At 52.2% G+C, this 19,671-nt stretch carries 17 protein-coding genes and 1 tRNA gene; 13 read left to right on the top strand and 5 right to left on the bottom strand.

The window, feature by feature from the left end; all coding sequences use genetic code 11:
- Positions 1–232 (top strand): hypothetical protein (locus tag FD30_RS11705; RefSeq protein WP_235803240.1); only part of this gene is annotated, 232 nt, incomplete at its 5' end.
- A gap of 6 nt (positions 233–238) precedes the next feature.
- Here FD30_RS11705 and FD30_RS01485 read toward each other — a convergent pair.
- A complete protein-coding gene (locus tag FD30_RS01485; protein ID WP_024747378.1) occupies positions 239–796 on the bottom strand; it encodes an NADPH-dependent FMN reductase in 558 nt (185 codons plus the stop codon).
- Positions 797–916: 120 nt separating this feature from the next.
- On the opposite strand from FD30_RS01485, the gene FD30_RS01480 reads away from it, so the two are divergent.
- From FD30_RS01480 to FD30_RS01465, 4 genes are all read left to right on the top strand, one after another.
- On the top strand, positions 917–1,345 hold the full coding sequence (locus FD30_RS01480) for a MarR family winged helix-turn-helix transcriptional regulator (protein ID WP_056943608.1): 429 nt from the start codon (positions 917–919) through the stop codon (positions 1,343–1,345).
- Between the two features lie 366 nt (positions 1,346–1,711).
- A complete protein-coding gene (locus FD30_RS01475; RefSeq protein WP_056943607.1) occupies positions 1,712–2,560 on the top strand; it encodes an aldo/keto reductase in 849 nt (282 codons plus the stop codon).
- 532 nt (positions 2,561–3,092) lie between these two features.
- Positions 3,093–4,436: an APC family permease gene (locus FD30_RS01470; RefSeq protein WP_056943606.1), complete on the top strand. Its 1,344-nt coding sequence runs from the start codon at positions 3,093–3,095 to the stop codon at positions 4,434–4,436.
- 84 nt (positions 4,437–4,520) lie between these two features.
- Entirely contained in the window at positions 4,521–5,288 is a 768-nt protein-coding gene (locus FD30_RS01465; protein WP_235803239.1) for an ROK family protein, read from the top strand.
- 207 nt (positions 5,289–5,495) lie between these two features.
- Here FD30_RS01465 and FD30_RS01460 read toward each other — a convergent pair.
- Positions 5,496–5,579, bottom strand: a tRNA-Leu gene (locus FD30_RS01460).
- Between the two features lie 87 nt (positions 5,580–5,666).
- On the bottom strand, positions 5,667–6,875 hold the full coding sequence (locus tag FD30_RS01455; protein ID WP_056943605.1) for an MFS transporter: 1,209 nt from the start codon (positions 6,873–6,875) through the stop codon (positions 5,667–5,669).
- Between the two features lie 362 nt (positions 6,876–7,237).
- Here FD30_RS01455 and FD30_RS01450 point away from each other — a divergent pair, with 362 nt between their 5' ends.
- Positions 7,238–10,003 (top strand): HAD-IC family P-type ATPase, encoded by a 2,766-nt coding sequence (locus FD30_RS01450; RefSeq protein WP_056943604.1) that lies wholly within the window; start codon positions 7,238–7,240, stop codon positions 10,001–10,003.
- A 392-nt stretch (positions 10,004–10,395) separates the two neighbouring features.
- Positions 10,396–10,605 (top strand): hypothetical protein, encoded by a 210-nt coding sequence (locus tag FD30_RS01445; RefSeq protein WP_024747384.1) that lies wholly within the window; start codon positions 10,396–10,398, stop codon positions 10,603–10,605.
- Positions 10,606–10,744: 139 nt separating this feature from the next.
- Here the strand turns inward: FD30_RS01445 and FD30_RS01440 are convergent, their stop codons facing one another.
- A complete protein-coding gene (locus FD30_RS01440; RefSeq protein ID WP_056943603.1) occupies positions 10,745–12,100 on the bottom strand; it encodes a sugar porter family MFS transporter in 1,356 nt (451 codons plus the stop codon).
- Positions 12,101–12,520: 420 nt separating this feature from the next.
- Here FD30_RS01440 and FD30_RS01435 point away from each other — a divergent pair, with 420 nt between their 5' ends.
- The 3 genes from FD30_RS01435 (at position 12,521) to FD30_RS01425 (ending at position 13,490) form a co-directional block, all read left to right on the top strand.
- Positions 12,521–12,712: a hypothetical protein gene (locus tag FD30_RS01435; RefSeq protein WP_024747386.1), complete on the top strand. Its 192-nt coding sequence runs from the start codon at positions 12,521–12,523 to the stop codon at positions 12,710–12,712.
- A gap of 186 nt (positions 12,713–12,898) precedes the next feature.
- Positions 12,899–13,135, top strand: a complete 237-nt coding sequence (gene mazE / locus FD30_RS01430) for a type II toxin-antitoxin system PemI/MazE family antitoxin (protein ID WP_056943602.1) — start codon at positions 12,899–12,901, stop codon at positions 13,133–13,135.
- The gene (locus FD30_RS01425) at positions 13,101–13,490 is read left to right on the top strand and encodes a type II toxin-antitoxin system PemK/MazF family toxin (protein WP_225426480.1); all 390 of its coding nucleotides are present in this window, start codon (positions 13,101–13,103) and stop codon (positions 13,488–13,490) included. The genes mazE and FD30_RS01425 overlap by 35 nt, the downstream gene beginning before the upstream one ends.
- A gap of 114 nt (positions 13,491–13,604) precedes the next feature.
- On the opposite strand, the gene FD30_RS01420 is transcribed toward FD30_RS01425, so the two are convergent.
- The gene (locus tag FD30_RS01420; protein ID WP_056943600.1) at positions 13,605–14,798 is read right to left on the bottom strand and encodes a helix-turn-helix domain-containing protein; all 1,194 of its coding nucleotides are present in this window, start codon (positions 14,796–14,798) and stop codon (positions 13,605–13,607) included.
- 178 nt (positions 14,799–14,976) lie between these two features.
- Between FD30_RS01420 and FD30_RS01415 the strand changes: the two genes are divergently transcribed.
- The 3 genes from FD30_RS01415 (at position 14,977) to FD30_RS01405 (ending at position 19,325) form a co-directional block, all read left to right on the top strand.
- Complete coding sequence (locus tag FD30_RS01415) at positions 14,977–17,010, top strand: right-handed parallel beta-helix repeat-containing protein (protein ID WP_056943599.1); 2,034 nt, start codon at positions 14,977–14,979, stop codon at positions 17,008–17,010.
- 571 nt (positions 17,011–17,581) lie between these two features.
- On the top strand, positions 17,582–17,821 hold the full coding sequence (locus FD30_RS01410) for a hypothetical protein (RefSeq protein ID WP_024747391.1): 240 nt from the start codon (positions 17,582–17,584) through the stop codon (positions 17,819–17,821).
- A gap of 79 nt (positions 17,822–17,900) precedes the next feature.
- A complete protein-coding gene (locus FD30_RS01405) occupies positions 17,901–19,325 on the top strand; it encodes a C69 family dipeptidase (RefSeq protein ID WP_082604765.1) in 1,425 nt (474 codons plus the stop codon).
- Positions 19,326–19,671: the final 346 nt, after the last annotated feature.

The following is a 19,671-nucleotide window of genomic DNA, read 5'->3' as shown; positions in this document are numbered from 1 at the left end:
AGGCTCAGTGGTGTCGTTTGGGTTAGTCAGCGTTTTTCAGCTGGCTTACCCAAAGGTCGAGCTTGAAGACCTGGGGCTTTCAGGGCTCCAAGTCGTGCCCACCACGTTCCAGCCTCTTCAGGGCCAACCGGTAAGGCGGGGGATTGCCACAATCTGTCCCTTGATTAAACGTAGAAAAAAGCGCTGTAAAACCATCGTTTTACAGCGCTGCAACAGCTTAATTCGCGCTTAACGCCGCTTAGTCGGTCAGCACGTGCTGGAATTCGGCACTTAACTGTTGAACGTTAAATTCATACGGGGCTAGGGCTTGGTTGGGCGCCTTGAAGTGCCCGTGGCTATCGAGATCGGCGGGTTTTAGAGAAATTTCGATGTTGGTGCTTAACCGGTGGAACTTGAGTCCCCGGAGGACCAGCGACAGGGCTAGTGCTGCTTGGAAGCCCCCGCGTCCGCCGTAGGAGACCATGCTGACGGGCTTGCCCCGCCACTCACTGTAGAGGCAGTCCAGCGCGTTCTTTAAGGGCGCGGGATAGCCCCAATTATATTGCGGGAATAGTAAGACGAAGCCTTGGTAGCCCTGAATCAAGCGGCTCCAGTTCTTGGTATGTTCGAGTTCGTAATGGCCATCGCTGGGCATGGCAATCTCGTCTAAAAGCGGCAGGTCAATCTGGGCTAAATCAATCACGTCTACGTCCAGGTGGGGTGTCTTTAACTGCTTTTGCAACCAATCAGCGATACTGGGACCGATACGACTGGGCCGGGTGGACCCCACAATAATCCCGATTTTAGGATTTGTCATCCAATCACTCCTTCAGGTTAGTCTGTGCGTCATGCACATGGTAGCATGGTTCTGGTATACTAACAATCAATCAGGAGCTGAATGGTTGGTGACTAATCTAGCGAGTAGGGGGTATAAATCGTGGATAGTGATATTTTTGAAGCGTTGTTTGACATCGTGACGTTCTTCGACCAGCCGCAACGGGACCGCTGCCTGTTGCAACGGGCACGGGTGCACTTGGAGCCGGCGGCCTTACCCATCGTAGTCTGGGTCGCCCGGCAGCCCAACATCAGCGTGGGCCAACTGGCGGACCATATTGGGCGGAACCACTCGTCGGTCAGTCGGCAGGTCGACCGGTTGATGGCGGCGGGGTGGCTTGAAGAGCCCGATCGGCGGGATCAACGGGTCCGCCGATTGACCCTGAGTACCGCGGGGCACCAAGGCTTGTTACGGATTCAACTGGCCCGAGCAGCTGAGCTTCAGGAACGGCTGAGTGATTATTCGACGGCCGACCGGGCGGAACTCTTACGGGTCTTACAACGGTTAGCCCAGACCCTGCAGGTCAAGTGAACCCCGAAAATGCATAAAAATTAACCCCATTGAATCAAACTGGGATTTAGTCTGATTCAATGGGGTTATGGTTTGGAGGCAGTTATCGCCGAAGGTAGTTTCCGGGTACCACCGGCACTGGCACCAAAAAAGCTTTAGTTTGTCGTCTGTTTGTGTTAAGCAATCTTTACGACAGAATTATCATAACAGAGAAACCGGTAGTTTTGGGGCTTCCACGCGATTTGTAATATTACAAATTTATGCCAGTAGGATCACAGACCACTTGATGGCCCTGATTCTGGTGGAAACCTTCACAAAATACTTGCCTTCGAGTGACCTTAAGGGACTATACTGGCCCCATAGTCATCTGAATGGAGGTTTTTTGATATGGCAGTTTTAACGGATACCTTTGAATTAGCAAATGGCACCGCCATTCCCCAAGTGGGCTTCGGAACTTGGCAGATCCCGGGTGGGCAGACCGCCTATGACGCTGTCGCCAACGCCTTAAAGACGGGCTACCGGCACATTGACACGGCCAAGGCTTACGCGAACGAGTCGAGTGTGGGGAAGGCGATTCGGGACTCCGGTATCGACCGGAGCGACATCTTCGTCACCACCAAGTTGCCTGCTGAAACCAAGTCGTATAAGGGGGCGTTGGCCGACTTCCAGACCACGATGAAGAATCTGGATATCGATTACGTGGACCTGTACTTGATTCATGCGCCGTGGCCATGGAATGAAATCGGGAAGGACTGTGACGCGGCGAACCTCGATGTTTGGCGCGCGATGGAAGAGATTTACGCGACGGGGAAAGCCAAGGCGATTGGCGTCTCTAACTTCAACGTCCATGATTTGCAGAACATCTTGTCCCACGCCGAAGTGGCCCCGATGGTCGACCAGATTCAATACTACGTGGGCTACACGGAACCTAAGATCGTGAAGTTTGCGACCGACCACAACTTATTGGTCGAAGCTTACTCACCGTTGGCAACGGGTGACATGTTGAATAACCCGGCTGTGAAGGAAATGGCGGCCAAGTACCACGTTTCCGCGGCACAGTTGGCCCTCCGCTTCTGCTTGGAAAATGGCGTATTGCCCTTACCGAAGGCAACCAGTCAGGACCACATTGAAGCCAACGCTCAGTTGGACTTCTCGATTACCGCCGCTGACATGTCCAAGTTGAACGGGATGGCTGATACAGCTGCGAACCATTTCCACAACGCAACGCAAGGCTAATCGTTTAGTTCGGCTAAGTGAACATTAAACAGATTAAAGGGACCTCCCGGTGAACTAGCCGGGAGGTTTTTTAGTGGGCTTAGATGCATATTTATTGAAAACATGTGCATAATTCATACCTTTTCAGCGGCGCATCTGGTGAGGCTAGTATGCTGAACATGGGAATGGTATTGTTGTGATTTCAAGATAAGCCAATTTAGTTAAAAGAATTAAACCAATTTTATTTAGTACAGACTAGTCAGTCATTTAAACAGCTAGACCAGCCTTTCCTATAGGACTATACCAATTGTGCTTTCTCAAACCTACAAATTTGTGAAAACCGTTAATTTTCTATTTACATTACCCCCTAATCAAACTATGATTATATTCATAAAAAAGGGTGGCCATAACGTCAGTTAAGTGGGCTAACCAGGTCTGAAACGGGGCTGATTCTCCGTTAGCGGCTAGGAAAAGCGCTAAACTGGCGAAAAGTCGTCACAATGGTGATTGGATTCGTGCGGCACACGGATTCGGCGCCTTAGAAGGAGTAGCTATGAGAGAACAGGGAGAATTAGAACGTAAGATTGGGACGTTTCAGGCCATTACCATTAATATGTCGCAGATGATGGGGGCCGGACCGTTCATCACGATTCCGTTGGTGTTGACGGTCATGGGCGGGCCCCAAGCCATGTTTGGCTGGATTGCCGGGGCAGCTTTAGCTTTGTTGGATGGTCAGATTTGGAGTGAGTTGGGTAGCTCATTGCCCGGTGAAGGGGGCACCTATAACTATTTGAAGGCGGCCTTCCACGACCGAACGGGGAACCTGATGCCGTTTCTATTCATCTGGTCCGTCCTTTTGGCTACACCGTTGACGCTGTCCAGCGGGGCGATTGGTTTGGCGAACTATGCCAAGTTCTTCTTCCCGGGAATGACGGGGCTGCAGACCAAGTTGATTGCGGTCGCGGTGACCCTGTTAGCCGTGGCCTTACTCTACCGGCAAGTCACCAGTGTCGCCAAGATTTCATTGGTCCTGTGGATTGGGATGATTTTAACGGTGGTCCTGATCGTGGCCACCGGGCTGTTGCACTTTGACCCGCACTTGGCGTTTGATTTTCCTAAAGGGGCCTTTACACCCAACAAGTTCTTCTTAGGCCTAGGTGCCGGAATGTTACTATCAATCTACGATTATCTGGGCTATTATACCTCCGCCTACATGGGCGACGAACTGACCCAGCCGGGGAAGACGATTCCCCGGTCGATTACCTTGTCGATTCTCTTCGTGGCGTTGATCGACCTCTTGATGAACATCGGTATCATCGGCTACGTTCCGTGGCAGACCGCCGCTAAGAGTTCGAACATTGGGTCGCTATTCATGACCAAGGCTTGGGGTCCGTGGGGTGGGACCATCATTACGCTATTGATTATTTGGACCTGCTTCGCTTCGGTTTACACCGGGTTGTTAGGTGCTTCGCGGATTCCGTACAATGCCGCCAAGGATGGCGTGTTCTTTAAGCAATTCGCCCACCTGCACCCTAAAATGAAGTTCCCGAACTATTCCTTGCTGGTGATTGGCGCCATTATGGTGGTCTGCTGCTTCTTCGACCTGACCACGGTGATCAACGCGCTGATGGCGGTTCAGATCGTGGTTCAGTTCATGATGCAGATCATCGCGCTGTCCGTCTTACGGAAGAAGCGGCCAACGTTGCAGCGGCCCTATAAGGAATGGCTGTACCCGGTGCCGAGCTTGATTGCGTTTATCGGGTGGGGCTTCGTGTTCTTCTCTTCCGGCAAGTCGGCAATCAGTTTGGCCGTCGTGTGGACGGTCGTGGGGATTCTGGTCTTCTTGGGACGGTCATTCGTGGTCAAGAACGACTGGCCCTTTAAGAAGCGTGCATAGGGGGGGCGACAAACATGACACAGACAGCAACGGGCGTGTTAGCCATCGACATTGGGGGCACCAAGATCGCCTTGGCGGCCATCAGTGCGACTGGTGAGTGGCGCGCCCAGGATAAGTTCATCATCGCGGGCGCAGTTGACCTTCGCCGCCATCGGGGTCAGTACCATCGGCGTGGTCGACGGGGACCACTTGAAGTTGGTCCCGACCATCCAGGGCTGGGACCAGGTGAACCTGCGGGCGAGCCTACAGACGGTCTTCCCCGCGGTACCCGTCTTGATTGAAAACGACGTGAAGTCGGCGACCTATGCCGAACTGCTCAACGGGGCCTTAAAGGGGACCTCGGCGGGACTCTATCTGAACCTGGGAACCGGCATTGCGACCGGGTTGACCCTGGGGAATCAGGTGGTGCGGGGCAGTCACGGCGCAGCTGGTGAAGTGGGCTATTGGCTATTGGACGCCCAGAGCTCGGCCGGGTTTGCGACCGGCCATGCACCGCTGGAAGAGGCCACGGGCGGTCAGGGCATTGGGCAACAGCTGACGGCGCTAGTCGGTCACCCTTACACGGCAAAGGACCTGTGGCAGGCCCCAACCTTGTCACCAGCGTTGCAGCAATTTAAAGATCACCTCCTGACGACCTGGGCGGTCAACCTCAGCAATCTCTGCATTGCTTGGGATCCCGCCGTGGTGGCCGTAGGTGGGGGCATGCAGGCGGCTTACCACCAGATTGCGCCAGCACTGACCGCTAAGCTAGCCCAGAGCGTTCCCTTTCCCCCGGTCTTAAAACCGGCGTTCTACCGGCAGAACGCGTCGTTGAACGGGATTGCGCTGTTGGCGTTGCGGACGCTTCAGTAAGGTGGCAGATGATTAGGATGAGCTTTTTAAAATCAGCGCGTAAGGATTAAGGAAAAATACTAAGCTGAGAGGCATAGAAGTTACCCGATGGAGGGCTTCTATGCCTCTATTAGTCTATAGCGATAGTGAAGACCGTGGACAAAAGATCTCAGACAACCCAAAAAGGGCACCACGTCAGCTAAACTCACGTGGTGCCCTTTTTCATGATGCCCCGAGCAGGATTCGAACCTGTACTTGGTTACCCAAACAGCGACCTGAACGCTGCGCGTCTGCCAGTTCCGCCATCGGGGCAAGTCATGACAATAACTATTATCTTACACTATTTGTTCGAATTAGAAAAGGGGTCACCCTAATTTTTTTAGGATGACCCCACGATGGTTAGTGGTGCTCTTTGACGATGTTTCGTTGCGGTTGCCGATTTTCTAGACGCTGTAAGCCTGCCGCAACGCCGATGCCGAAAATCAACATGCCGATCCCCAACCAAGGCGTGTTGGTCAGCTGACCCTGGGCGACGGCTTGGCCACCTAACCCGGATCCCAGCATGATGCCCACGTTGAAGGCGGAGATGTTGAGGGCGGAGGCCAAGGAGACTTCGTTGGGCGTGTAGGTCTCGGCTAACTGGACGATGTACAGTTGGAGACCAGGTACGTTCATGAAGGCGAAGAGACCCATGACCACGACGGCCAGCAGTCCCCAGACCTGCAAGTTAATGGTCAAACGGACCAGCAGGAGGGCCAGAGCTAAGCCCACGAACATCTTGATGATGGCGGGCAGGGGCCGCCGGTTCGCGAAGCGTCCGCCGAGGGTGTTTCCGATGGCAACGGCGATTCCGTAGAACACCAGGATGACCACGATGGCACTGGTCGACCAGCCCATCTGTTGGTTCAGGATGGGGGTGAGGTAGGTGTAGACCGGGAACGTCGCGCCGTAGCCTAAGGCCGTGATGATCAGGATCAAGAGGAGCTGCGGTTGCTTTAGAATCCGACAGATTCCCTTGACGCTGGTCGGGCGTGGCAGTGGGAGGTTGCGTGGGACTAGGAGGGCGTTAGTGATCAACCCGACTAGACCCAGCAGAATCAGAAAGAGAAACGAGGCCCGCCAGCCTAGGTGTTCGCCGATGAAGGTCCCCAGGGGCACCCCGGTCACGGTCGCCAGGGTCAGCCCAGTGAACATCACGGCAATGGCCGAGGCCCGTTTCTGGGGCGCCACCACGTCCGCGGCAATTAAGGACGCAATCGCCATGAAGATTCCGTGTGCCAGAGCCGCGATGATCCGGCCGGTTAGGAGAATCCCGAACGTCGGGGCGGTGACCGCGAGGAGGTTTCCAATCAGAAAGGTAACCATGATCGCCAGCAACAGGTGCTTACGGTTCCAGCGGTTGGTCAATAGGGCTAAGACGGGAGCGCCGACCGTGATGCCGGCGGCGTAGAGGGAGACGGTCAAGCCGCCTTGAGACAGTGAGATGCCGAAGCTACGCGTCAATAAGGGCAAGAGTCCGACGCTAATGAATTCGGTGGATCCGATGGCAAAGGCGCTGATGGCCAGTGATAGTAGAATCCAGTTTGATGAGATGGTGCGTGATGGCATGGGTAAACCCTCCTTTGAATGGGCGGTGGGCCGGTATTTTGGTCCCGCCGGTTAAGTGAATACTCAAGAGTATACGAGCTGCGCTGATCAAAAAGAAGACGGCACTTTAAAGTGCTCTAGGAACCTTAAGGTGCGTTTAGGCGGGCAAACCGTCTGTTTGGCGAACAAACTGATGGAAAATGAGTTTAAATTGTGAATTCTTTTAGACTTTAATGGTCAATTTCAGCAAATGGTGGGGTAACCTGATAGAATGTAAAGTAATCAAACTAGGCAAAGGGGGTGGCCGTCTTGTACTTCGGCTATCAGACGTTTCGCGTACCAGACCGTTAATTTTTAGAACCCAGAAAGGATGACCTTAATCTATGGCAGAGAAGCCAGATATGCACCAACCTACCCCAGAACCAACCGAGGCCCCCGATTCGGAGCCGAGTCAGCAACCCTTGTGGCAACTCGATGCGCAGCACTTGCAGGCGGCCTACCACACTGATCCCGATGAGGGGTTAAGTGACCAGGAAGCCCGGCAACGGCTGAAGCAGTACGGCCCCAACGAGCTGACGGCTAAGCCCCAGTCGAACCTGTTACGGTTCTTAAAGCAATTCAATAACAGTATCATCTACATCTTGGCCGCCGCGGCCATCATGACGTTCTTCATGCACCACTACTCCGACTCGATCGTTATCGGGTTGGTCATCATCGCCAACGCGTTCATTGGGTTCTTCCAGGAACGTTCGGCGGATAATGCCTTGGCTAAAATCAAGGCGTTGTTGGTGTCCGAAGCCGTGGTGTTCCGCGATGGCCAAAAGATCTCGTTGCCGTCCCGGGAACTGGTTCCCGGTGATATCGTCCAGTTGGAGGCCGGGGATACCGTGCCCGCCGACTTACGATTGATCGACGCGGATAACCTGAAGATTCAAGAATCCGCCCTGACCGGGGAAACCGATTCGGTCGAGAAGATCGAAGAGCCGATTGCCGCCCAGGACTTACCCTTAGCGGAACGACAGAACCAAGCCTTCGCCTCCACGGCCGTGACCAATGGGTCGGGCCGGGGAATCGTGACGGTGACCGGGACCCAGACCGAAATTGGGAGTATCCAACAGCACGTGGCTAAGGTGAAGGCTCAGCCGACGCCGTTGATGAAGAACCTGAACAGCCTGGGCTTAGGCCTGTCATTGGCCATTCTAGTCGTGGCCTTCCTCCTGTTTGGTTTAGGGATGATCACCCACGTCTATAGTCTCCCAACGTTACTGATCGCCGTGATCACCATGGTCGTGGGGTCAATGCCGGAAGGGCTGCCCGCCAGTACCTCGGTGGTCTTGGCGATGGGGACCCAACAGCTGACTAAGCAAAACGTAATCGTCAAGACGTTACCGGCCGTAGAAACGCTAGGTGCGGTGGATATCGTGAACACCGATAAGACCGGGACCCTGACTAAGAACGAAATGACCGTGACGGATATTTTGACGCCGCACCACACCTACACCGTGACCGGCGTGGGCTACGATGCGGCGGGCCAGATCGTCGATGAACAGGAACAGACAGTTGATTGGCAAGCCAGCTCCGACCTAGATTGGTTGGTTCAGATTGCCGGCCAGACCTCTGACGCCGAATTCCACCAGGAAGACGGTCAGTGGGTTTTGACGGGAGAACCTACCGACGGGGCGTTGACGGCGTTGTACCATAAGATGCTGCACGCGGACCCGGACCCGGCCGAGATCGATTCGTTGCCGTTTGACTCGGCGATTCGCTACTCCGCTCGTCTGGTTGATTTCCGCGACCAGCGGTGGTTGCTGGTCAAGGGGGCCCCTCAGACCCTGATTCGGTTGATGCAGGAAAATGGCGAGACGGTCGATGCAGCAGCTTGGCAGGACCGATTGTCGCAGCTGACGCGTCAAGGGAAACGGGTGGTGGCCTTAGGGTACCAGCCGGTTGCCACGGATGCGGATGAAGTGGACGACTTGCCGGTTGGGAAGAACTTCCACCTGGCCGGGATGGCGGGGATCATTGACCCACCACGTCCCGGAGTCGCCGATGCCGTCAAGCAGTTACGGTATGCGGGGATCAAGGTTAAGATGATCACCGGGGATGACCCCGAAACGGCGGCCGCGATTGCGGAACAGCTAAATCTGGCCGAACAAGCGCGGGCCATTACGGGTCCCGAATTGAACCAATTAAGTGACGACCAGCTGGTTGAGCAGATTGACCGCTACACGGTCTTCGCGCGGACCACTCCCGCTGATAAGCTCCGAATCGTTCGGGCTCAACAGAAGCGGGGTCATATCGTGTCGATGACCGGGGATGGTGTGAACGATGCACCGGCCTTAAAGCAAGCCGACATTGGGGTTGCCATGGGAATCCGGGGGACCGACGTGGCCAAGGATTCCGCCGACATGGTCTTGGCGGACGACGACTTTACCTCGATTTTAGGGGCGGTCCGGGAAGGTCGGCACGTCTTCGACAACATTCGTAAGACGATTCGCTTCCTGCTCCCTACCAGTTTCGCCGAAGGGTTGATCGTGGTGATGAGTATCTTGATGAGCCAGTCGTTACCGTTGTTCCCGACCCAGCTGTTGTGGATCAACATGGTCTCGGCCCTGACGATTCAATTTGCGTTCATCTTCGAGCCTACCGAACCGGGCATCATGCGCCGGGGACCGCGGGACGTGGCGAAGGGAATTTTGTCCAAGTATGACGTCTTCGAAGTGGTTTACGTGTCCCTGCTGATTTCTGGGTTAGGGATGTTCGCCTACGACCTGTTGACGGGCCAAGGGCTAGCTACCGTGATCGGCAGTACCATGACCTTACAAGTCATCATCTTCGGGAAAGTCTTCTACCTCTTCAACCTGCAGAACGACCACCCCGTGCTGTCGAAGTACTTCTTCCGTAACAAGATGAGCTTCCTGATTGTGGGCGTCTTACTGCTCTTGCAGGCCATGATCATCTACTGGGCACCCATGCAAAGCGTCTTCCACACCACCAGTGCCAACTTCACTTACGGGTGGGGGATTCCGATCCTTGCGGGGATCGTGGTGTTGGTGATTACCGAAATTGCCAAGGCACTGCGACACCGTTGGCGGCAAGCCGTGCAACGGAAGGAACAGCGCAGTACCGCAACGGATGCAGGAGAATAATGGGTCACGCTTTACCGTGGTGACTGATCTAAAAAAAGTAAAAGCCGATAACCATTGCGCATTATGTGCGGTGGTTATCGGCTTTTTAGCGTTTTTACCAGGGTGTGGTAGCACCAATGATGGGCTAGCGTATCAGGTTAGTAAAGTGAACGAACAAATTAATTCCGAAAATTAGCCGCTTTCATTAGGATCATTGGCAAGTTATGCGGCATGATTGACCAAAAATTACGGAATTTATTGACAATTGTGTGACAAACTCCCAAGTTAGTTGAATTGATTGCTTAGGCGTGTATACTAAGAGTGGTAATTATATTGTGTACAAATGATTTGTACAATAACGAATCTATCACGTGCTAACTAAGATTGAGCATGGACCCTGAAAGGATGTTACTTTGATCAAAACTAACGCAACAGAAGACATTAAAACTTGGACCGCCCGGGAACTGACTAAGATGGGGCGTGACGCCAGCAAGTGGGAGTTATTTGCTACTTCGGCGGAGAAAGATGTCTACCTTTTCCGTAATCCCCAAAAGAACCTGCAGGTGACGGTTTACCAAGATGCCAACGGTGAACGGTCAATGGGGAATGTCTGGGGCGCTTAAGTTAAAGCTCACCATTTAAATGAGGCAGTAATCAAGGGTCCGGCAGCGTAGGTTGCCGGACCCTTTTTGCCACAAAAAGACCGCTACGATGAGGTAGCGGCCTTTGGCTAATCAATGATTAACTGTCAGTGAACTGACATTAGTGCGTGGTGACACCAGCTTGCTTGTGTAAGTCGAGTTCGATCTCTTCCAGAGACTTCCCACGAGTTTCCAAGAACTTCTTGTGAACCACGACAACGGAAACGGCACAGATGACAGCGTAGAAGAGGAAGGAGTTGTCCAAGCCCCATGAGCTGAGCATCATTGGGAAGGTCAGTGAAACGATCATGTCGGCTAACCAGTTCGTGGCGGAGCATAGGGAGGTTCCTAACCCACGAATGTTCAATGGGAAGACTTCACCAATCAGAACCCAGGTAACGGGGGCCCAAGTACATGCGTAGAACGCGATGTAGACGGTCAGCGCAATCGCACTGACCATAGCAGCGGCTTGCGACCCGTTATCGAACTTCAGGATAGCGTACATGACTAAGAGGGAGATCCCCATTCCGGAGGCACCGAAGATCAGCATCTTCTTCCGGTCGACCTTGTCCATCAAGAACATGGCAACCACCGTAACCAAGACGTTAACGACCCCGATCCCGATGTGGGCTAACAGCGCGGCGATAACTCCCCAGCCGACATCCGTAAAGATGGTTGGTGCGTAGAAGATAACACTGTTGGAACCGATAACTTGTTGGAAGATAGCGGCACCCAGTCCAGTGATTAAGGCTGGACGAACACCCTTACCAAATAATTCTTTCCAACCACCGGTCTTCTGTTGTGCAGTTTCCTTGATTTCGTTCAAGGCTTTGTCAACGGCTTCGGTGTTACCCTTGTTGGTGTTCATCAGAACGTTGCGGGCATCTTGGAGCTTCCCAATCTTAACCAAGAACCGTGGTGATTCTGGTAAGAAGAGGGCCCCGAAGAATAGGATCGCAGCTGGTAAGGCGGCGAACCCTAACATCCAACGCCAACCAGTGTACATGTGAGCGAAGGTGTAGTTCAGGATGTAGGCTAACAGAATCCCGATCATAACCATCAATTGGAACATGGTGGCTACGGCCCCGTGCATGTTCTTAGGTGCCAGTTCATGCAGGTAGGCTGGAATCAGAGCGGAAGTAATGCCGACCCCAATCCCGAGGATAACCCGGGTGACCAGCAGAACCCAGAAGTCTGGTGCGAACCCGGAGGTAATGGCCCCGACGAAGAAGATGACGGAAGCCCAGATCAGCAATTTCCGCCGACCATACTTATCCAAGAACTTACTAGTGGCTAAGGCCCCGATAATCGCCCCGATTAAGACGGAACTAACGACCCAACCTTGTTGCCATGGTCCTAAGTGCAGTTGCTTTTGGATAAACAGGATCGCCCCAGAAACGGAAGCGATATCGTACCCGAAGAGTAGACCACCCAAAGCGCCAAACGTATAGATGAAACCGTTTGAGACTTTCTTCAACTTAAACACTCCTTAGAAAAAATTAAGTGCAAACCCTATGTAACTCTGAAAAATGGCATGTAAGCGGTTTTAGTAATCGCTTACAAATGACAGTATAGGTCTATTGTCCGTATAAATCAACATCAAAAACATTTATGAAATAAAAAGTTAGTTGATACTATATTTAGGTTACCCATTAATACTTGTGGATTAGACTAGATATAAACGCCTGAATGGCAATACTCCAGCTAAGGGTGGGATGAACTGTAAAACGGTTTAAATTGGATAAAAAGCGTTACCGAAAAATTTTTTGGTGAAAATTAGGGGTTGTGTAAACGGTATCATTGGCGTTAAACTAAAAGAGGTCTGATTTATCATTAGTCGTTTAGAAAATTTATCCGAATAACCTAATTTGGTTCCGTTTAGAAAGTAGGCTTTAATATGCAAACTGCCTGGTACGTCTTATCAGGGATCGCGGATCTGGCCCTACTGGTGTTCATCTTCCTGTGGGCGTTTGATTACGCGCGCTTAGATAAAAGTAAAGTTAAGCACAAGCGCCACTACGGGCTGTGCACGTTCGCTTCACTGGCCGCAACAATCGTCTTCATGTTGCTCTCCGGTGCCGGGAAGTAAGCGTTATTGAGGATAGTAAAGCCGCCGTCAACGATAGCTCATTGACGGCGGTTTTTTTTCGTGTTGTTTGGCGGAACTTTCTTTTAGTTTCATGGCTGGAATTGATAGTTTTTGAGAGGATTAAATCCTTGAACAGCGTCGTAATTACATATATAATTACGTTAAAACGTGGGAGGAGAATTAGTGATGAAGGTTAAAACTAGAAAGCAAGGAAACTCTTTAATGGTAACCATTCCATCAAGTTTTGAGATTCCGGAAAATGCGGAATATACACCAGTAATGGATGAAAATGGCATCATCTCTTTTATTCCAGTTCATCAAAATTTATTTAAGAAGGATCCGTCGTATGATGTTAAGGCAGCGATGGATGAGATGGGGATTGGCGATCATGGTCAGTCTATTGGTAAAGAAAATGTCTGGTAAGATGCCGGTTCAAGGAGATATTGTGTGGATAGATGCGGAACCTCATGCAGGTCATGAGTATGGTGGACATAGCGTGGTTCAGAAAAATATTCGACGTCCTTTTTTGGTGATGAGTTCGGGCGTTTATAATGAACGTACAAAAATGATTGCTGGGTTCCCAATAACCTCTGCTGTCCCTAATGGCTTTCCGATGGCATTAAAAATAAACGGTAATAAGATACATGGATATGCCATTTTAAGCGGTCTACTAGGATATGACTATGTTGCTCGAAATGGTGAAATTGTCGAAAGCGTTAGCCGGGCTACACGGTATCAAGCCGCTAATGCAATCAAAGATATTTTTGAAATGATGTAGACATCTAAGCAAGGCTTATTTGTCAGTCATTGATAGTAAAGCCGCCGTCAACGATAGCTCATTGACGGCGGCTTTTTTGTGTCCAATTTTAGATGCAGGCTACTCTGGGGATGGTCAGCGTCCCCCAACGTTGATCTTGGTGTAGTCGTAAAGGTTCCACTTCTCTGCGGTGTGGGGGTTCTTGCGTACCGTGGAAGGGTCGACCCCCACCAAGGCCTTGAAGTCGCGGGTAAAGTGCGCTTGATCTGAGAAGTTTAGGATTTCGGCGATGCGGGCCATTGAAAAATTCGTCGCGTTAATTAGCTGAATGGCCTGATTGACCTTCGCTAATCGCTTGAACTTGGGAATGCTGACGCCAATCTCTTGTCTGAACTGCTGGGACAGGTAACGCGGGGAGCGCCCCAACTGATTGCCGAACTGGGTAATGGTCGTGGTCGTTTCCGGGGAATCCATGATGGCCTGGTAGATGGCTCGTACGTTAGTGGAGAGGTGGACGTTGCGCAGGTGGTTTACCCGGTTCGCCATGTCCACTAAGATTTCCTCGATGGTCTGCATGATTTCGGTAAAGGAGGCGAGTTGCTCGATGGTGCGGACGTACTGGTCGTTTAACGAGTAGGCTTGGTCGTAGTCGAGGCCCGCGTTGATGGCGGCCCGAATCGTGACGGATACGCAGATGATGCCCCAGTTCTTCAGTCCCCGGATCTTACTCTTATCGGATAAGATACCGATTCGTCCCGACTCGACCAGTCCGGTGAAGGCCGTGTGAATGACGGCCGTATCACCAGCTAGAACGGCGGACTTCAAGGCTTTTTCGTAAACGTAGCTGATGTGCACCCCTTTTTCCTTGAAGTTAACGGTGGTGATGAGGTCGTTGAGCTGGTCCGAGGGGATCGCGTGTGCAAAGGCGGCGTCGGTTTGGGCCGTGGTGACGGGCATTCCAAGAAGCTGTGAGAAGAATAGGACTTGTTTGTAGCACTGGTCCTTGCCCATCACGGTGGTATTCAGGCGCTTAGCTAGGTAGACGATTTGATAAGTGGCGTCGAATTGGTGCTGGTGGGGCAGATCATTGACGATTTCGGGACCAATCAGGTAGGCAATGTGGTCTTTGATGAAGCAAAAGGTATAGAGCGTCTGGGTGTGGCGGAAGATGGTGAAGCCGTCATGATGGGAAACGTGCTTGAGGAGTTGGAGATACTTGTGGGTCAGAATCTTGCCCGTTTTGAATTGGATAATGTTGCCGCTTGAACTTATTTTCACTTGGGCAGCGGGGAGGTTTAAGGAGCTGATGTAGAGCTGTTCTAGCGTCATTGGGGCACCTCGTTTTGTAAATTATGGCCAAAAAATGGCGGTTTATTCAAATCTTATTCGGATATGGCCAGTATACTACAGGATGTAAGCGCTTATAAAACAAATCATATGACAAATCGCATGAGGGTTATGAGTGGTTTCTCAAGTAAGTTGTCATCATTATTAGGAGTGATTAGACGTGAAAATCTATGTTGATGCTAACGTTGTTCGCGACGGTAACGGGACCAAAGAAGCACCGTACAAACAGATTAATACGGCCGCTAAGCTTGCTCAGCCGGGCGACGAAGTTCTGGTCTTCCCCGGTACTTACCGTGAATACGTCAACCCGATCCATGGTGGAACTGACGATGCCAGAATTACATACCGGAGTGTCGAGCCCTTGAAGGCAACGATTACCGGGGCCGAAGCGGTTAAGAGCTGGCAACCTTACCAGGATAATGTCTGGGTCGCCCGAATCAATAACGGCGTGTTTGGCGCGTGGAACCCGTACACCACCTACGTGATGGGGGACTGGTACTTTGGCCCCGTTGATAAGCACACGGGTGCGGTCTACATGAACGACCGTCAATTCTACGAAACCAATTCCTTACAGGAATGTCTGGAAGCCAAGGTCTACGGGCGTTCTTGGGAGCGGAAGAACTCGGTTTATAAGTGGTATACCGAACAAGATGAAGACAAGGACGAGACTGTTATCTACGCCAACTTCCAGGGGAAGAACCCGAACCACGAAAACGTGGAAATCAACGTTCGGCGAGAAGTCTTCATGCCCCAGGAGACCGGTATCAGTAACATCACGGTTAGTGGCTTTAAGATCAACAAGGCGGCCACGACTTGGGCACCACCGGCTTCATATCAAGATGGGATGATTGGTCCTCACTGGTCCAAGAACTGGATTATTGAAGACTGTGACATCGCCCATAGCCGGTGTTCCGGTATCTCGTTAGGGAAGTACAAAGATCCCGTCAATGACCAGTACTTCACTTATAAACACGTGAAGAGCCCGACCCAAATGGAACGGGATGCCGTCTGCCGGGGCCAATACCATGGCTGGTTAAAGGAAAATATCGGGCACCATATCGTGCGGCGGTGCAACATCCACCATTGTGAACAAAACGGTATCGTTGGCCGCCAGGGGGGCGTCTTCAGTTTAATTGAAGACAACCACATTCACGACATTAACAATATGCAAGAATTAGCTGGTGCCGAAATTGCCGGGATTAAGATGCACGCGGCCATTGACGTGATCATTCGGCGGAACCACATCCACGATTGCACCATGGGAATCTGGACGGACTGGGAAGCACAAGGGACGCGGATTACCCAGAACCTCTTAGACCATAACTATGCGCCTGATGGAACGGCCGTCCGAATCATGGGGGCCATGCAAAGTCAAGACATCTTCGTGGAAGTTAGCCATGGGCCAACTCTGATCGATAATAACTTGATGCTGTCCAAGGCCTCCCTGCGGTTAGCGACTGAAGGGGTTGCCTGTGTTCACAACTTAATGCTGGGGTCCATTACTTCCATTGGGACCAACACGGACTACCCTGGCGAAGGGAAGACCGAACCACGATTCACGCCATATCACATCCAACACCGGACTGAAGTGGCTGGGTTCATGACCATCCTGCACGGGGATGACCGTTTCTACAACAACATCTTTGTCCAGAACTGGCCAGTGGAACCTAAGGATCAGGAGACCTTGGTTGACCGGGAAGCGGACGACACCGAACAAGTCGGGACTAACGGCTTTGACGATTACCCAACTTACGACGAGTGGTACGCACCGTTTGCCCGGCTTGACGGGACCTACGCGAAGGAAAACGACATGAACGAGCTGATGAGTGCGCACTTTGGTCATTTACCAATCTGGGCGGCCGGCAACATGTACTTCAACGGGGCCAAAGCTTGGAAGAAGGAAACCGACAACTTGGTCAACACTAAGGATAAAGTGGACTTTGAGTTAGTTGAAGATGGTGATCAGACCACCATTAAGACCAACCTCTTTGACCTGATTGGTGACTATGCGGAAGGCATCATCACTACGGATACATTAGGGGAAGCTTTCGAACCAGAACAACGTTATGAAGCACCAGATGGTTCCGACATCATCTTCAACCAAGACTACTTCGGCAACCATCGGGGAACTGCGACGATTCCTGGACCATTTGCGACTGAGGAAGCGGCTAAAGCGGTTCTCTGGAACCACTAAAACGCAACTATTGTGCTGACCACCCTCACGGCTTACCCTCACGCGTGAAGTTTTCTATGTGGATTTTTGATGAGAATTTATGGTAGCGACTAGCGCTGAATTCTTGTTAGTTTTTTTAGATAAGGTCTAATCATTTAAGCATTTACGGTTTTAGCAAGGATATAAAATCAATATCACTCTAGCCTTCAATGATTAAGAAAGTGCACTAGCCCAGATTCACGGCGTCGGTTGCTTAGCAACCGACGCTTTTTGGTGTTTCCAGAAACAAGGTGTATCCTAAAAATGAGGAGGGGATGTCATGTTTTTTACGGACAAAATTGATTGTCAGAAACTACCACGGTGGTGGCACATCTTAGATGGGGTGGCCCACTGGACGCAATGGGTCTTGATTGTCGGCGTCATTGCGTTGTTTTAGGTTCAGTGGCCCTGGCTCGAATGGGTGACAGCGGGGAGTCTGGTCATCACGGGTGCCTGGGCGGTGGTCACTTACGTCATCGCCCAGCGCGAGTACCAACGGCAGTGGCGAGCTTCACGCGGATTTAAATCATCGAAGTAGGGGAGTTAACCGAATATGCACGCAAAAACACAAATTGATTTCACCAATTACAGCCCGTTCATTCGCTGGTCGGACCGGTATAAGAACTGGGTGGGAATTATTGAGTTCCTGATTTTGATTGCCTGGTGGGTTCACCCCGTCGTTTGGCTGGGTGTAATCTTCGCCGTGACGATTGGTTACGATGTCATCTGGGGTGTCTGCCTTTCAGTTGAGACCTGGCGGCATCACCGGCGCGGCGATTTGCATTACAAGTAACTTTTTCATCATTTTCTCATTATCGGCTAGCGTTGCCTCCCGGTTACTCCTATACTATTAAGCAAAGGGGGCGGAACAATTGAAGATACAGAGTTCCGATTGTACCGAGATTCTAGTCGGTAAAGCCGCCAGTATGGACGGTTCCACGATTGTTGCCCGTAACGAAGATGGTTACGGTCCAGTCAATCCAATTAAGTTCGTGGTCCACGCAGCGCAGGACCAACCGAACGCATCATTTACATCGATCACCACGGGCGTGACAGTGCCGCTGCCAGCCCACGCCTACCGCTACACCGGGACGCCACAGGCTGACCAGAGTGATGGCCAGTACGAAGAAGCCGGCATCAACGAGTTTAACGTCGGCATGAGTGCGACCGAGACCACGGCGACCAACGCCCGGGTCTTGGGCTACGACCCGTTAGTTGACGATGGCATCAACGAAGAGGCCATGGTCACACTGGTCTTGCCGTACATCAAGACCGCCAAGGAAGGGGCCCAACGCTTGGGTGCTTTACTGGAGAAGTACGGGACCGGTGAAAGCAACAGTATCGCCTTTAACGATAAAAACGAAATCTGGTACCTAGAGACCGCCGGTGGGCATCATTGGGCCGCTATGCGGTTGCCGGACGACTGCTACGCCATCGCGCCGAACCAGACGCTGATGCAGGAAGTCGACGTTCAGGATACCGCCAACTTCTTAGTCGCCAGTGACCTAGTAGACTTTGTGGACCAGCACCACCTGAACCCCGAACCCGGTCACTTTAACTTCCGGGAAATCTTCGGGACCCACAGTGAAGCGGATGCTTACTACAACACGCCACGGACCTGGTACGGGCAAAAGCTGTTCAATCCTGAGATCGACCAAGAGCCGACTAGCCAGGACATGCCGTTTACCCGCCAGCCCGCCAAGAAGATCGCCATCGAAGACGTGCAGTTCTTCCTGTCGTCCCACTACAACGGGACCAAGTACGATCCCTTCGGCACCTTCGCCTCGGGCACGGCCGCGGAACAACGGAAGTACCGGCCGATTGCGATGGACCGCAACCAATGCTCGTCCATCCTGCAGATTCGTAACGATGTCGACGCCGATCACGCCGCGATTCAATGGGTCGCCATGGGCTTCTTCGCTTACAGCCCGTACGTGCCGTTCTTTACCAACATCAACGACACGCCGGAGGATTACCAGAACACCACGACCACGGTCTCGACCGGCAACGTGTACTGGTTAGAGAAGACCTTGTCCGTAATCATCGAACCACACTTCCACCGGTATGTCGACGCCATCAACGCTTACCGCGACGCCGCCCAATCCTATGCCCGGAGCCGGGTCGAAGCCACGGATCAAGCCGTGGGTTCTGCCAAGGACGTTACGGCCTTCTTAACCCAGAGCAACGCGGAGACGGCCGGTGAAGTTTCCCGGCGGACGCACGCGCTCTTCGACGAACTGGTCAAGCATGGACTGAACCTCTCCTTAACCAGTTGGGAAAAGGGTCAAAACCTGTAAGTCCGGTTTAAACCGTGGCCGTTGTACTCGGACGGCCGCTAGTTAGCACGCTAACCATTAAAAAACGTCGGTTCCCCGCAACCTTGTGGGGGACCGACGTTTTAGGTGTTAAGCCGTGTGGAATTTTAATTTATTGAAAAGCGTAACCGAACGGTGCGTTACCCCTTATGTCGCGGGGCCCCTTACACTGGCTGGTAGAGATACGGCTAAGTAGCCGTTACCTCAATCGGTTCAACGGAACAGGGGGAGTTGTTCGACGACTACCATCACGCTGAAAACCTTCAATCGACGTTGAATGGGGCCTCCGCTGTGTGCGGGGGCCTTTTTCAGGTCACGCAAAGGGCGG

The organism is Levilactobacillus namurensis DSM 19117, from assembly GCF_001434785.1.
Lineage (GTDB): Bacteria > Bacillota > Bacilli > Lactobacillales > Lactobacillaceae > Levilactobacillus > Levilactobacillus namurensis.
The sequence above is the reverse complement of the archived record's forward strand: the minus strand, read 5'-3'. Positions and strand labels throughout refer to the sequence as shown.